A 13,717-nucleotide genomic window follows, 5' to 3' on the forward strand; every position below is an offset into this window, starting at 1 on the left:
GACCAAGGTATCAGCGCGGTCTGATGTCGCAGGGCCGAGCTGCCTTTGCAACAGGCTAGGGCAGGAGGGCGAGCTCGATCAGGGCGTGCAGTTCCGGCACCGATAGCGGGGTGGCGGAGAACAGGATGCGGAACACCGTAGGAGCCACCATCAGGTTCAGTAGGCGGTCGATGTCCGGCAGGCGTGCCTCGCTGTCCTGATAGCGCTCGAGGATCGTCTGCAATTGAGCGCTGAGGATGGTCACGCAATAGCCTGGCGTGGCGCTGCTCTGCACGTCGCGCATCATGTTGCGCCCGGGTTCCGAGCTCATTTCATCCAGGTACTGCTCGGCCCAGGCGCGCAGGTCGCCCCGCAGGCTGCCGGTGTTCGCCGGTTCGCTGTCCGGGCGCATGCGCGCCAGGGCGACATCGGCCAGCAACGCCGAAAGGTCGCCCCAGCGCCGATAGATGGTCGAAGGCGTGACGCCGGCGCGGGTGGCAATCTGCGGCACGGTCAGGGTCGAGCGCTCCTGTTCTTCAAGGAGTTCGCGGACTGCCGTATGGATCGATTCCTGAACCCGGGCGCTGCGGCCGCCGGGGCGTAAAGCTTCTTTGATGGCCATGGGGTCGAACCTTAACACAAAGAATTTGCTTTAAGCCCATGCCGGCAGCACACTGCGCAAAAGCAAAATATTAGCTTTAGTGGAGCGTGCTCATGTCCGGTGCAATTAATGCTTGTGGGTCCAGCCGTCGCAGTCTGGTGTTTCTGGCCGTTACCCTGCTGAGTTTCCTGGCGGCGTCCAGCGTGCCGACACCGCTGTATCACCTGTATCAGGAGTCCCTGCATTTTTCTCCGGCGGTGTTGACCCTGGTGTTCGGGGTCTACGCCCTGAGCCTGCTGGCGGCCTTGCTGACCGTGGGCTCGCTGTCGGACTACCTGGGGCGTCGGCCGGTGATTTTTGTCGCCCTGCTGCTCAATTGCGTGGCGATGTTGCTGTTCATCAATGAAAGCGGGGTGCAATGGTTGCTTGCCGCGCGCGTGATGCAGGGCTTTGCCACCGGCATGGCCACCAGCGTGCTCGGCGCCGCGCTGCTGGATGTCGATCGTCGGCAGGGCCCGTTGGTCAACAGTGTCGCGCCTCTGCTGGGCATGGCTTGCGGCGCCATGGGGGCCAGCCTGCTGGTGGAGTTCGCCCCCCTGCCGCTGCAGCTCAGTTACTGGCTGCTGTTGGGGGTGTTCGGTGTTCAGGCGCTGTATGTCTGGCGCTTGCCGGAAAGTGTCAGCCCGCAACCCGGTGCCTGGGCGTCCCTGAAGCCCACGCTGCATGTGCCGCCGCAAGCACGGCGGGCGTTATGGCTGGCGTTGCCGGTGGATGTGGCGGTGTGGGCGGTGGGGGGCTTCTATCTGTCGCTGGCGCCGTCGCTGGTTCGCGCCGCCACCGGCTCCACTTCGAACCTGATCGGTGGCGGCCTGGTGGCGGTACTGACCCTCAGTGGCGCGCTGATGATCTTTTCCCTGCGCCAGCGTCCGGCCGACAAGGTCCTGCGCTTGGGGGCCGGGTTGCTGGCGCTGGGGGTGATGCTGCTGCTCGGCGCCGTGCACAGCGCCAGTCTGACAGTGTTTTTCGTCGGCACCCTGGTGCTGGGCAGTGGCTTTGGTGCGGGTTTTCTTGGCGCGTTGCGCAGTGTGGTGCCGTTGGCACTACCCCATGAGCGTGCGGGCCTGATGTCGGCGTTTTATGTCTTGAGTTATCTGGCGTTCTGCTTGCCGGCCTTGCTGGCGGGGAATCTGACCCGTCGCTTCGGTCTGATTGCCACTACCGATGGTTACGGTGCGCTGCTGATCCTGTTGTCCCTCGGCGCGCTTCTGGTGCTGGTGCGGCGTCCCCTGCCGTCCTGTGCGGCGCCGGGAGCCTGAGCAGGTGCTTGATTGCCCGGCGGTGGGTCGTGGTCCATGGGCCGGATTGCTCTGGCGACTGAGTGCATGCCTGCCGGTTGGCGAAAGCGCCGCGCGTCTTCACTATGGGCGCCTGTTTCGCTGCCATGGAGTGCCTCATGTTCCCTGTGTCTGATCATCTTTTGTTCGATCGGCGGCCACGTCAGTGGTGTTTCAATTCCCCCACACCGATAACGGGCCGCCACGCGAGGAGCTCAGCCTCCTTGGGGCCAGGGAGGCGGGCATGAAGGTCATTCGCAGCGCTGACTTTACCGGCGAGCGGGCCTGGGCCGCCCTGGACATCGCCAACATGAACGGCATCACCACGCGCCTGCACTGGACTGACCAGCCTTACCGATGGCACGTCAATGACGGGCAGGAGGTGTTCGTGGTGCTGGGTGGCCAGGTGCAGATGCACTATCGCCTTGAAGGGGTCGAGCATTCGGTACTGCTGGAGGTGGGCGACATTTTTTATGCCGATCTGGGGACCGAGCATGTGGCTCATCCTCAGGGGGTTGCCAGGGTGCTAGTGATCGAATCCGCGGGCAGCGTCTAGCCTTATATCTACTAAATAGATAACAGATAGAGAAATTACCCGTTATATAGATATTCGATTCGGTTCTACCATGGACTCCACCTCATCAGAGGACAGGAGACACGCCATGCCATGCACCCACAGCATCAAAACCGGCCGCCGGCCCTTGAGTCATCTGCAACACCCGCGCGAAGCCATTCGTCAGTTCACGCCCAACTGGTTCGCGGCCACCATGGGCACCGGGGTTCTGGCCCTGGCGCTGGCCCAATGGCCGGCCCCGGTACCGGGCCTGCATCAGGTGGCCGAAGGCTTCTGGTGGTTGACCATCATTCTGTTTTTACTCTTTACCGCGATGTACACCGCGCGCTGGGTGCTGTTCTTCGATGAGGCACGGCGGATCTTTGCCCATTCAACGGTATCGATGTTTTTCGGCACCATCCCCATGGGGCTGGCGACCCTCATCAATGGCTTGCTGCTGTTCGGCATGCCGCGCTGGGGTGAGGCGGCGGTGCATCTGGCGCAAGGGTTGTGGTGGCTGGACGTGGCCATGTCCCTGGCTTGCGGGGTGTTGATCCCCTACATGATGTTCACCCGGCAGGAGCACAGCATCGATCAGATGACCGCCGTGTGGTTGCTGCCGGTGGTGGCGGCCGAAGTGGCGGCGGCCAGCGGTGGGTTGCTGGCGCCGCACCTGGCGGATGCCCATGCCCAGCTGGTGATGCTCAGTACCAGCTACGTGTTGTGGGCCTTTTCGCTGCCGGTGGCCTTCAGCATCCTGACCATCCTGCTGCTGCGCATGGCCTTGCACAAATTGCCCCACGAAAGCATGGCCGCCTCCAGCTGGCTGGCCTTGGGCCCGATCGGCACCGGCGCTTTGGGCATGCTGGTACTGGGAAGCGATGCGCCGGCGATCTTTGCTGCCAATGGCCTGCCCGGCGTCGGCGAGATTGCCGCCGGCCTGGGGCTGGTGGCGGGCCTGACCTTATGGGGTTTCGGCCTGTGGTGGATGTTGATGGCCGTGCTGATCACCCGCCGTTACCTGCGCGAGGGCATTCCCTTCAACCTCGGCTGGTGGGGCTTCACCTTCCCGTTGGGGGTGTATTCGCTGGCCACTCTGAAACTGGGCAGCACCTTGCACCTGGGCTTTTTCAGCGTGTTTGGCGCGGTGCTGGTGGTGGCGCTGGCGGTGATGTGGCTGATCGTGGCCAAGCGCACGCTGCAGGGGGCTTATAAAGGCGAGTTGTTTGTCTCGCCGTGCATAGCGGGGTTACGGAAATAATCGCTAAAGATAGGTAAGGTTGTGGCCTGGATCGATATTCGACATTCCAATAACAGTATCCACGCCACTCAGGGACATGGACGATGAGTCACCCTTCGCAGTTCACCTTGCTCCGCAAGCGGCGGTTCCTGCCGTTTTTCATCACGCAATCCCTCGGTGCGTTCAACGACAACATCTTCAAGCAGTCGCTGATCCTGGCCATTCTCTACAAGCTGAGCATCGAGGGGGATCGCTCGATCTGGGTCAACCTCTGTGCCTTGCTGTTCATCCTGCCGTTCTTTCTGTTTTCTGCCCTGGCCGGGCAGTTTGGCGAAAAGTTCGCCAAGGATGCGTTGATCCGCCTGATCAAGCTGGGGGAGATCGCGATCATGGTGGTGGGGGCGGTGGGCTTTGCCTTCGATCACCTGTCGCTGATGCTGGTGGCGCTGTTCGCCATGGGCACTCACTCGGCGCTGTTCGGTCCGGTGAAGTACTCGATCCTGCCCCAGGCCCTGCACGAGGAGGAACTGGTGGGCGGCAACGGCCTGGTGGAAATGGGCACTTTTCTGGCGATCCTGGCAGGCACCATCGGCGCCGGGATCATGATGTCCTCGGCGCATTACGCGCCGATTGTCTCCAGTGCCATGATCGGGGTCGCGGTGCTGGGCTACCTGGCCAGCCGGGCCATTCCCCGGGCGGCCGCTGCGACCCCGGACCTGCGCTTGAACTGGAACATCTTCAGCCAGTCCTGGGCCACTCTGCGCCTGGGCCTGGGGCAGACGCCGGCTGTGTCGCGCTCCATTGTCGGCAATTCCTGGTTCTGGTTTGTCGGGGCGATCTACCTGACCCAGATCCCGGCCTATGCCAAGGAGTGGATGCACGGTGACGAGACGGTGGTGACCCTGATTCTCACCGTGTTTTCGGTGGGTATCGCGGTGGGTTCGATGCTGTGCGAGAAGCTTTCGGGGCGCAAGGTCGAGATCGGTCTGGTGCCGTTCGGCTCCTTTGGCCTGACCGTGTTCGGCCTGTTGCTGTGGTGGCATTCCGGCGGTATTGCGCAGAGTGCCAGCGGACATGGCTGGCTCGAAGTCCTGGGCTTTGCCCACGCCTGGTGGGTACTGTTCGACGTTCTGGGTCTGGGGGTGTTCGGTGGCTTCTATATAGTGCCGCTGTACGCGCTGATCCAGTCGCGCACCCCGGAGAACGAACGGGCTCGGGTGATCGCCGCCAACAACATTCTCAATGCGCTGTTCATGGTGGTGTCGGCGCTGGTTTCCATCGTCATGCTGAGCATGGTCGAGCTGACCATTCCTCATCTGTTCCTGGTGGTGTCGCTGCTCAATATCGCGGTCAACGTCTACATCTTCAAAGTGGTGCCGGAATTCAGCGTGCGCTTCATGATCTGGCTGCTCAGCCATTCCATGTACCGCGTCGAGCATCGCAATCTGGAGCAGATCCCCGATGAGGGGGCGGCCTTGTTGGTGTGCAACCACGTGTCGTTCGTCGATGCCTTGTTGATTGGCGGCGCGGTGCGTCGGCCGATTCGCTTCGTGATGTATTACAAGATCTACAACCTGCCCGTGCTGAACTTTATCTTCCGCACCGCCGGGACCATTCCTATCGCTGCACGGCATGAGGACCTGGACATCTACGAAAAGGCCTTCAAACGGATTGCCCAGTACCTGCGCGATGGTGAGTTGGTGTGCATTTTCCCCGAGGGCAAGCTGACGGCCGATGGCGAGATCAATGAGTTCAAGGGCGGGCTGACACGGATTCTCGAAGAAACCCCGGTGCCGGTGATTCCCATGGCCCTGCAAGGCTTGTGGGGCAGCTTCTTCAGCCGCGATCCGAGCAAGGGCTTCTTTCATCGCATCTGGTCGCGAGTGACCCTGGTGGCCGGGCCGGCAGTGGCGGTGGAAACGGCGGAGCCGGCGTACTTGCAGACCTTGGTGGCGCAGTTGCGCGGCCCACGGCGCTAGCCTCGGCCGGATACAAAAACGCCCGCATTGCTGCGGGCGTTTTCATTGCTGCGCGGTGGCGGTCAGCTGGCGCTGACTTTCAAGCCCACCAGGCCGGCGATGATCAGCGCCACGCTGGCCAGGCGCACCAGGGCCATGGATTCGCCGAACAGGATGATCCCGGCAATCACCGTGCCGATGGCACCGACTCCGGTCCAGATGGCGTAGGCGGTGCCCAGAGGCAGTTCCTTCATGGCCAAGCCGAGCAGGCCCAGGCTGATGACCATGGCGAGGATGGTCAGGGCGGTGGGCAGCGGACGGCTGAAGCCGTCGGTGTACTTCAGGCCGACGGCCCAGCCTACTTCGAACAAACCGGCAAACAACAAAATGATCCAGGACATGCTGACCTCATCGGTGGATGGGGTCGTCCCCAGAATTGATCACCCGATCGAGTGGCGAGGTCGTCCTCGCGCTGCGCAGTATACTGCCCAACTCTGCTTGGGTGATCAGTTTTTAAGCTCGGTCGCTCGGCTGTTGTGTTTCCAGTTTTTGCTCGTTTTCGTCGTTCATGCGGCGCAAGTAGGTCGAAAGCAGCGCCCCGGAAATATTGTGCCAGACGCTGAACAAGGCACTGGGCACCGCCGCCAGGGGCGAAAAATGGGCGCTGGCCAGGGCTGCCCCCAGGCCGGAATTCTGCATGCCGACCTCCAGTGCCAGGGATTTGCGCTGTGCCAGGGGCAGTTTGAAGACCCGGCCGGTGAAATAGCCCAGCAAGTAGCCGAAGCTGTTGTGCAGCATCACCACCGCCATGATCAGCAGCCCGGATTCGGCGATTTTCCCTTGGCTGGCCGCCACCACGGCGGTGACGATGATGACGATGCTCACCACCGAAACCAGCGGCAGCACCTCCACCGCGTGTTGAACCCGATGGCCCAGCAGGCGTTGGGCCAGGACGCCGAGCGCGATCGGTAGCAGCACCACCTGCAGGATCGACCAGAACAGCTCCATGAAGGACACCGGCAGCCAGGCCGAGGCCAGCAGCCAGATCAGCGCAGGGGTCAACAGCGGGGCGAGCAGGGTGGTCACCGCGGCAATCGCCACTGACAGTGCCAGGTCGCCGCGGGCTAACCAGGTCATGACGTTGGACGAGGTGCCGCTTGGGCAGCAGCCGACGAGAATCACCCCGACGGCGATTTCCGGTGGCAGGTGAAAGACCTGGCAGAGCACCCAGGCCACGCCCGGCATGATCACGAAATGCGCCACCACCCCCAGGGCCACACGCCAGGGATGACGCGCCACTTCAGCGAAGTCTTCAAGCTTCAGGGTCAGTCCCATGCCGAACATCGCCAGGCCCAGCAGCGGCACGATGGCGCCCTTGAGGCCGATGAACCAGCCGGGCTGGAAGAATGCCAGGACGGCGAAGATCAGTACCCAGTAAGCGAAGGTGTTGCCGACAAAGCGGCTCAGTGCAGCCAGTGCGCGCATGACCTGTTCCTTGTTATGTGAAAACGCCACCGAAGGCGGTGGCGTCTAGTGCGGTGCGGCTTTCCGGGCAAAGCGTCAGATGCCTTGCGGAATCTCCTCGCCGCCCAGGGCTTCGAACAGCGCCGGCAGGAAGTCGCCGAAGGTCAGCATCATCAGGGTGAAGCTGGCGTCCTGCTGGCCGAGGGCTTCATCGCCGCCGTCCTGTTCCGCCTGGTCCTGCAGCAGGTCTTCGAACTTCAGGCGCTTGACCACCATCTTGTCGTCGAGCATGAAGGACAGCTTGTCCTGCCAGGCCAGGGACAGTTGAGTGACCACTTTACCGGTGCTCAGGTGTAGCTGGATTTCCTCGCCGGTCAGGTCCTGGCGCTTGCAGCGCACGATGCCACCGTCCTCGTGGGTGTCGCGCAACTCGCATTCGTCGAGCACGAAGAAGTCGTCGGCGGCTTTCTGGGTCTTGACCCAGTCGGTCATGATTGCGCTCGGGGCGATCTTCACGGTCAGCGGACGTACTGGCAGGGTGCCGAGGACTTCGCGCAGGGTGGAGAGCAGGTCTTCGGCGCGTTTCGGGCTGGCCGAGTTGACCAGGATCAGGCCCTGTTTCGGGGCGATGGCGGCGAACGTCGAGGAGCGACGGATAAAGGCACGGGGCAGGAAGGCCTGGATGATTTCATCCTTGATCTGGTCGCGCTCCTTCTTGTAGACCTTGCGCATCTGTTCGGCTTCGATCTCTTCGACCTTTTCCTTCACCGCGTCGCGCACCACGCTGCCGGGCAGGATGCGTTCTTCCTTGCGTGCGGCCACCAGCATGAAGTCCTGGCTGACGTGAACCAGCGGGGCGTCTTCACCTTTGCCGAAAGGGGCGACGAAACCGTAAGTGGTCAACTCCTGGCTTGCACAGGGGCGCGCCAGTTTGGTCGCCAGTGCAGTTTCCAGCGCCTCAGCATCAAAAGGCAGATCTTGGGTCAGGCGATAGATCAGCAGGTTTTTGAACCACATGGGGTGAATCTCTCCTTTATACAAAGGAGGGCATTATTCTCTTCGCTGCTGCTCAGGCCAACCCTTCGCTAAGCCTTTGGAAGGCCTGAAAAAATTATTATAAAAAGTGCTTGCCAGAGTACGGACTGCTCCGTAGAATGCGCGCCACACCGAACGTGAAGGGTGATTAGCTCAGCTGGGAGAGCGTCTGCCTTACAAGCAGAATGTCGGCGGTTCGATCCCGTCATCACCCACCATTCGCATTCAGTGTTACGCGCAGCGGTAGTTCAGTCGGTTAGAATACCGGCCTGTCACGCCGGGGGTCGCGGGTTCGAGTCCCGTCCGCTGCGCCATATTCGGTAACCTGGAACACTGAACGCCAGGTCACCACAGGAAGCCCGCTAACGCGGGCTTTTTGCTGTAAAGAGTTAGCGGGTCGTGCGGCAAATAATGGAAATTCAGATTTTTTTTGATAAATTTATCAATTAAATCAACACTTTAAGAATTTCTGTGGCATAATGCGCCCCGCAACGAAGGTAAAGGGTGATTAGCTCAGCTGGGAGAGCGTCTGCCTTACAAGCAGAATGTCGGCGGTTCGATCCCGTCATCACCCACCACTTACTTTCAACGCTACGCGCAGCGGTAGTTCAGTCGGTTAGAATACCGGCCTGTCACGCCGGGGGTCGCGGGTTCGAGTCCCGTCCGCTGCGCCATATTCGGTAACCTGGAACACTGAACGCCAGGTCACCACAGAGAGCCCGCTAACGCGGGCTTTTTGCTGTCTGGGATTTGGTTTGGCTCAGATCCTTTACGAAAAAAAGCGGCCCACGGGCCGCTTTTCTTGTTTATGGCTTACGGCTCGGCGTTTCGACTGTGCCGATAGTCGCTGACAGCTTCGTACACCGCCTTGCGCAAGCGGTTGATGCCGCCGATGGGGCGATGGGCTTCGATGCCGAACCAGGGGTTGAAGGATTGGTTGTCGCAGGCCAGGTTCTGCGCCGGGGTGTCGAAATCCTGGGCGGGAATGGTCAGGCGGGCCACGGTTTCGAAGGGGGCGTCGCTTTCCTTCCATTCGATGCTGGTGTCTTCGATCGGCATGAACCGGCTCGGGTTCTGACGCTGGATCTGCAGGACGAAGCAGGCCGGAACCCGATCGGTGGACAGTTGTTGGGTCAGGGCGCTGCGCAGGAAGTTGGGCAGGTCCTGATTCTGCGCCGGCAGGCTGTAGGCCGGGCAGCTGCCAGGGTCCGGCATGGCCCGGAACTTGGCATTGGCATTGCCGAACTTATAGGGCGAAACCGAGAAGTAAGTGCTCTGGGTCGGGCTGGCCGGTGCCGGTGACAGTGTGGCCAGGGCAATGAACAGATGGCGGATCTGCCAATGGCGAGGATCCCAGCCAGGAAAGAAGGCCCCGACTTTCTTACCGTCCGCCTGGGCCGCGATGTTCTGCTGGTACTCGGCCACGTCGCTGACGAAGAAGTTCGGATGGTTGAACATCACGAAATCCTGTTCGCGTCGCGCCGATTCCGCGGGTATCAGCTGTTGCCCTGGTACATCCAGCAGTTTGATTGCCATGCCGCGGGCGTCGCGAATGCGGTCGAACTGCGGATAGGCATTGCCATTGGACAAGCGCACCGTCGCTTGCCAGGTCTGGCCGGGACTGGCGAACACGCCCTGGCGCAGCTCCGGACTCAAGTCCTCGAGTACCTGGACCTCGGCTTTCACGCAGCCATGGGCCTTGGCATGGGCATCGCGCAGGTAGCGGGTGCCTTCCCGGTGCTGGTCGACGATGCGCACGGCGGTCTGGATGATGTCCTGGGTGCGTGCGGCCTCATCGGCGGGAATCTGCTCCTGTGCCGCCACCGGGCCGCGGTGCTGCCAGGCGAACCAGGCGCTGGACAGCGCCCAGGCCAGAAGGTCCATGACCAGCAGCAGTACCAGCGTCTTGCCCAGCAATGAGCCCAGGCGCAGCCAGAGCCTGGCCAGCAGCGACGGTCGTTTTCTTGCGAGATCGAGTTTCATGGCAGTTGTGACTCCAGCGGTCCGCCCAGCACTTTCAGGTATTCCAGCAATGCCCAGCGCTCCTCAGGCTGCAGCAGCGGGCCGATAACCCCGTTGCCGCGCTGGCCTGCGCGGAATTCGTGACCGCTGTTGTGGTTGCCGCTGATGCGGGTATCGAATTCAAAGCCGTTCTTGAAGGCTTCCGGACGGTAGCCCAGGTGTTTGGGGTCGTACTCGAAGGTGCCGCGATAGAAGGTCGTCGAGCGCTCCGATTGCGGAGACAGCAGTTGATACAGGTTGGGTACCGAGCCGTTGTGCAGGTAGGGCGGGGTTGCCCAGACCCCGGCCAGTGGCCGGGCCTTGTAGGCGCGCAGCTCGCGTACCCCGATTGGCAGGCCGTAGCCGTCCAGTCGTGGGCGCTCCTCAGGGCTGACCTTGGCGTCACGGTAAGCGCGTTCTTCGACGAAAGCGGTGATGTAGGCCAGGCCCTTGGCCGCCGAGAGTTGACGCAGGTCCAGCGGTTCGGTGGGCGTCGGGTGCAGCTCGACATTGGATTTTGCCAGCTCGGCGGTATCCCACTGCAGGGCGCTGAGGTCATAGCGCAGGTCGGCGATATTGCTGGCGGAGTTCGGGTCGGTGCCGATCACCGCTATCGGAAGCATTTTCAACTGTTGTACGGGACGGCCATTGCTTTCGCTGACCGTGGGCACATGGCAGCTCGCGCAGTGGTTGGCAAACAAGTCGCGGCCCTTGGCGGCCAGCGGCTTGTCGACAGTACCCAGCAGCGCCTCCGGCCAGATGGGCGGCTTCAGGCGTTGCAAGGTCTCTTCTATATGGTTGAGATCGCGAACGCGCACGCTGGAGGGGTAGCGAGCGTCGCCAGTGAGAGGCTGGCCGGCGGCATCGAACAGGTTCAGCGTAGCGCCGACTCCCAGGGCTTCGCCGATATTGCGTGCCATGGGCTGCTGCGCCGACCCGTTCCACTGGACCCAGTCGAAGGTCCAGATATCCCACAGTTGCGGGTAATCGACCGGGGCGTTGGCGATCCGGTAGTTATCCGCAGATATGGCATCGCCGAAGCTGGCGTTGGCGATGCGGCCAAAGGCATCTGTACGGCCCGGACCTTCTTCGGTGGGGTAGAGGCCGCGATGGGTGTCGTTCCAGGCCACCCGCAGGAAGTTGTCCAGCGAGACCTTGAAGTCGTGGCGCAGCTGGTCGTGTTTCGCGTCGTAATCCGCGCCCAGCACCTTGCGTGCAAAACGCTCGAATTTCCACGGGTTGTAATAAGTGGAGGCCAGGCTGGCGACCAGGGCCTGGCCGAAACTGCCGCCGCGCAGGGTTGGTACGCTGGATGGCAGAACATGCTGTGCCGAGCCACCGTCGATACGCAGGGCTTGATGGTTGAAGCGCAGTTCGCCGGTGTGGCAGGCGGCGCAAGTGATGTCCAGGTATTGCTCTGAGCTGCCCGGATTCTGATGACGGGCGAACCCGACAGGCAGATTGCCAGGGTTTTGCGCCGTGGCTTTCTGTCCTGGCTCCACTAGGAAACCGAAGCGGGCCAAGTACTCGGGTGCGGCAAAGGGCTGTTCGGAGAAGGGCAGTTCCAGAGCAACAAACCATTCATAGCGCAGGCCTTTGACCTGAGTGCCCTGGGGCGTGAAATAGTAGGTCTGGCGGTCGCTGGCATCCCATTGATCCAGGTAATGCACCTGTTCAACGGGTACATAGTCAGGAAGTTTCGGGTTGGCGATGTAGTACAGGACCACAGCCAGGACAATGCCGATCAGCACGGCAATCAACAGCAAAACACGGTAGATGAGGCGCAAGATGTACTTCCTTGTCGAATTTCGTTTCCTTATGCCTGAGCTCCTCTGACGCGGCAAGTAGCCATTACTTGCGCTATGGTTATTCGCGCTCGTTCCAGCGCCTCATTCAGCCGCCTGGGCGGGGCGTTCCTCACAGCACAAAAACGTGTTTAAAGACGTGAACTTATCGGACATTTACTACTCTTACGCCGGTAGCCATTGGTCGTGGTCGCCTGATAAGCTCGCGGCTTTATTCGATTGCCCTTTAGGCGCATGAACAAGGAAATAGCATGAAACAGCATCGGTTGGCGGCGGCGGTGGCCCTGGTTAGCCTGGTACTTGCGGGTTGTGATTCGCAGACCAGCATAGAGCTGAAAACCCCGGCGCAAAAAGCTTCCTACGGTATCGGCCTGAACATGGGCAAGAGCCTGGCTCAGGAAGGCATGGATGACCTGGATTCCAAAGCCGTCGCCCAGGGCATCGAAGATGCCGTCGGCAAGAAAGAACAGAAGCTGAAGGACGAAGAACTGGTCGAAGCCTTTGCCGCGCTGCAAAAGCGTGCCGAAGAGCGCATGGCCAAGATGAGCGAAGAGTCGGCGGCTGCCGGCAAAAAATTCCTCGAAGAGAACGGCAAGAAAGCCGGTGTGACCACCACCGCTTCCGGCCTGCAGTACGAAGTGTTGAAGAAGGCCGACGGCGCTCAGCCAAAGCCGACTGACGTGGTGACCGTTCACTACACCGGTACTTTGACCAACGGCACCGTGTTCGACAGCTCGGTAGAGCGTGGCAGCCCGATCGACCTGCCGGTCAGCGGCGTGATCCCGGGTTGGGTTGAAGGTCTGCAACTGATGCACGTGGGTGAGAAGTACAAGTTGTATATCCCTAGCGATCTGGCTTACGGCGCACAAAGCCCAAGCCCGTCGATCCCGGCCAACTCGGTGCTGGTATTCGAGTTGGAACTGCTGGGGATCAAGGATCCAGCCAAGCAGGACGCCGCCAAGTAACCTGTCTTTGCGCCTGAAGCGACGCCCCGTTTTTACGGGGCGTTGTCGTTTCTGCAAGGCGCATCTGGCAATCAATGCGAACCAGCGGCATGGTCTGCGGTCAGAACAGGGTGTCAGTTGCGGCTAGTCGTTGAAGGCTGCCAAGTCAATGAAATTATGGGTTTTTTTATGTGAGTAAAAAACGCCCGATCTGAGCTCAGCCCTTGTGAAACGGGGCTTTCAGCCGTGAAAAATAGCTCTGTTCACAAGGTTATCCACAATTTGTGTGGATAACATTTCAGTGGGAGTGATGATGAAAGCACCCTGGAACTTTGCTCGCTTCCTGCCTTTGGCGGGTCGGTTGCTGAGCCGTGGTCGGTTGCCGACGCTATTGTTTGCTGTCGCCAGCAAGGGGGCCCTTCAGGGAGGGCGCTTGGGCAAGGTCAAGGAGGACCTGCGCCTGCTCCAGGCGTTGTGTCTGGCTTACTGGCGAGGCGAATATCGAGCCATCAGCTCCAAGTCCTTGCTGTCGGTGGTGGCGGGGCTGATGTATTTCCTCAGTCCGGTGGATGCGATTCCGGATTTCATTCCGGTGTTCGGCATGCTCGACGACATTGCCGTGCTGGCCTGGCTGATGAAGACCCTGGATGACGAACTCAGCGCCTTCCGCGCTTGGCGTGGCCGTCAGCGCCCGGAAAAACTGGCGCTAGTCGAGCGGCTGCCGGCTACCCCTGAGCAATTGCTGCTAGAGGGGCCGCAGAAAAACTAGGGCATTCACCTGCTCCCACAACAATCATGCTCCC

General features: G+C 61.1%; 12 protein-coding genes and 4 tRNA genes. 10 read left to right on the forward strand and 6 right to left on the reverse strand.

The genetic code is table 11. The features are described from left to right. Positions 1–55: 55 nt before the first annotated feature. Positions 56–601, reverse strand: a complete 546-nt coding sequence (locus GGI48_RS23885; RefSeq protein ID WP_103741779.1) for a TetR/AcrR family transcriptional regulator — start codon at positions 599–601, stop codon at positions 56–58. Between the two features lie 92 nt (positions 602–693). Between GGI48_RS23885 and GGI48_RS23890 the strand changes: the two genes are divergently transcribed. From GGI48_RS23890 to GGI48_RS23905, 4 genes are all read left to right on the forward strand, one after another. Next, complete coding sequence (locus GGI48_RS23890; RefSeq protein WP_179600322.1) at positions 694–1,896, forward strand: MFS transporter; 1,203 nt, start codon at positions 694–696, stop codon at positions 1,894–1,896. A 262-nt stretch (positions 1,897–2,158) separates the two neighbouring features. Beyond that, positions 2,159–2,470, forward strand: coding sequence for a cupin domain-containing protein (locus GGI48_RS23895; protein WP_103741781.1), 312 nt, complete (start codon positions 2,159–2,161; stop codon positions 2,468–2,470). Between the two features lie 106 nt (positions 2,471–2,576). Then, complete coding sequence (locus tag GGI48_RS23900; protein ID WP_179600324.1) at positions 2,577–3,728, forward strand: TDT family transporter; 1,152 nt, start codon at positions 2,577–2,579, stop codon at positions 3,726–3,728. Positions 3,729–3,811: 83 nt separating this feature from the next. Next, positions 3,812–5,686, forward strand: coding sequence for an MFS transporter (locus tag GGI48_RS23905; RefSeq protein WP_179600326.1), 1,875 nt, complete (start codon positions 3,812–3,814; stop codon positions 5,684–5,686). A gap of 62 nt (positions 5,687–5,748) precedes the next feature. Here the strand turns inward: GGI48_RS23905 and sugE are convergent, their stop codons facing one another. From sugE to rdgC, 3 genes are all read right to left on the reverse strand, one after another. Next, complete coding sequence (gene sugE, locus GGI48_RS23910; protein ID WP_047305603.1) at positions 5,749–6,066, reverse strand: quaternary ammonium compound efflux SMR transporter SugE; 318 nt, start codon at positions 6,064–6,066, stop codon at positions 5,749–5,751. Positions 6,067–6,178: 112 nt separating this feature from the next. After that, the gene (locus GGI48_RS23915; protein ID WP_179600328.1) at positions 6,179–7,150 is read right to left on the reverse strand and encodes a bile acid:sodium symporter family protein; all 972 of its coding nucleotides are present in this window, start codon (positions 7,148–7,150) and stop codon (positions 6,179–6,181) included. A 75-nt stretch (positions 7,151–7,225) separates the two neighbouring features. Beyond that, a complete protein-coding gene (gene rdgC, locus GGI48_RS23920; RefSeq protein ID WP_016967448.1) occupies positions 7,226–8,146 on the reverse strand; it encodes a recombination-associated protein RdgC in 921 nt (306 codons plus the stop codon). A 160-nt stretch (positions 8,147–8,306) separates the two neighbouring features. On the opposite strand from rdgC, the gene GGI48_RS23925 reads away from it, so the two are divergent. From GGI48_RS23925 to GGI48_RS23940, 4 genes are all read left to right on the forward strand, one after another. Continuing rightward, positions 8,307–8,382 (forward strand) — tRNA-Val (locus GGI48_RS23925). A gap of 19 nt (positions 8,383–8,401) precedes the next feature. Beyond that, positions 8,402–8,478, forward strand: a tRNA-Asp gene (locus GGI48_RS23930). A gap of 188 nt (positions 8,479–8,666) precedes the next feature. Then, positions 8,667–8,742: transfer RNA gene (locus tag GGI48_RS23935), tRNA-Val, on the forward strand. Between the two features lie 19 nt (positions 8,743–8,761). Continuing rightward, a tRNA-Asp gene (locus GGI48_RS23940) sits at positions 8,762–8,838 on the forward strand. A gap of 139 nt (positions 8,839–8,977) precedes the next feature. Here the strand turns inward: GGI48_RS23940 and GGI48_RS23945 are convergent. Both GGI48_RS23945 and GGI48_RS23950 read right to left on the reverse strand, forming a co-directional pair. Further along, positions 8,978–10,147 carry a catalase family protein gene (locus GGI48_RS23945; protein WP_179600330.1) on the reverse strand — a complete coding sequence of 390 codons (1,170 nt, stop codon included), beginning with the start codon at positions 10,145–10,147 and terminating at the stop codon, positions 8,978–8,980. Next, entirely contained in the window at positions 10,144–11,952 is a 1,809-nt protein-coding gene (locus tag GGI48_RS23950; protein ID WP_179600332.1) for a di-heme-cytochrome C peroxidase, read from the reverse strand. Before GGI48_RS23950 ends, GGI48_RS23945 begins: the two co-directional genes overlap by 4 nt. A gap of 269 nt (positions 11,953–12,221) precedes the next feature. Here GGI48_RS23950 and GGI48_RS23955 point away from each other — a divergent pair, with 269 nt between their 5' ends. Both GGI48_RS23955 and GGI48_RS23960 read left to right on the forward strand, forming a co-directional pair. Beyond that, the gene (locus tag GGI48_RS23955; RefSeq protein ID WP_179600334.1) at positions 12,222–12,935 is read left to right on the forward strand and encodes an FKBP-type peptidyl-prolyl cis-trans isomerase; all 714 of its coding nucleotides are present in this window, start codon (positions 12,222–12,224) and stop codon (positions 12,933–12,935) included. Between the two features lie 292 nt (positions 12,936–13,227). Beyond that, positions 13,228–13,683, forward strand: coding sequence for a YkvA family protein (locus GGI48_RS23960; protein WP_179600336.1), 456 nt, complete (start codon positions 13,228–13,230; stop codon positions 13,681–13,683). Positions 13,684–13,717 lie beyond the last annotated feature (34 nt).

Source organism: Pseudomonas protegens (genome assembly GCF_013407925.2).
GTDB lineage: Bacteria > Pseudomonadota > Gammaproteobacteria > Pseudomonadales > Pseudomonadaceae > Aquipseudomonas > Aquipseudomonas fluorescens_AP.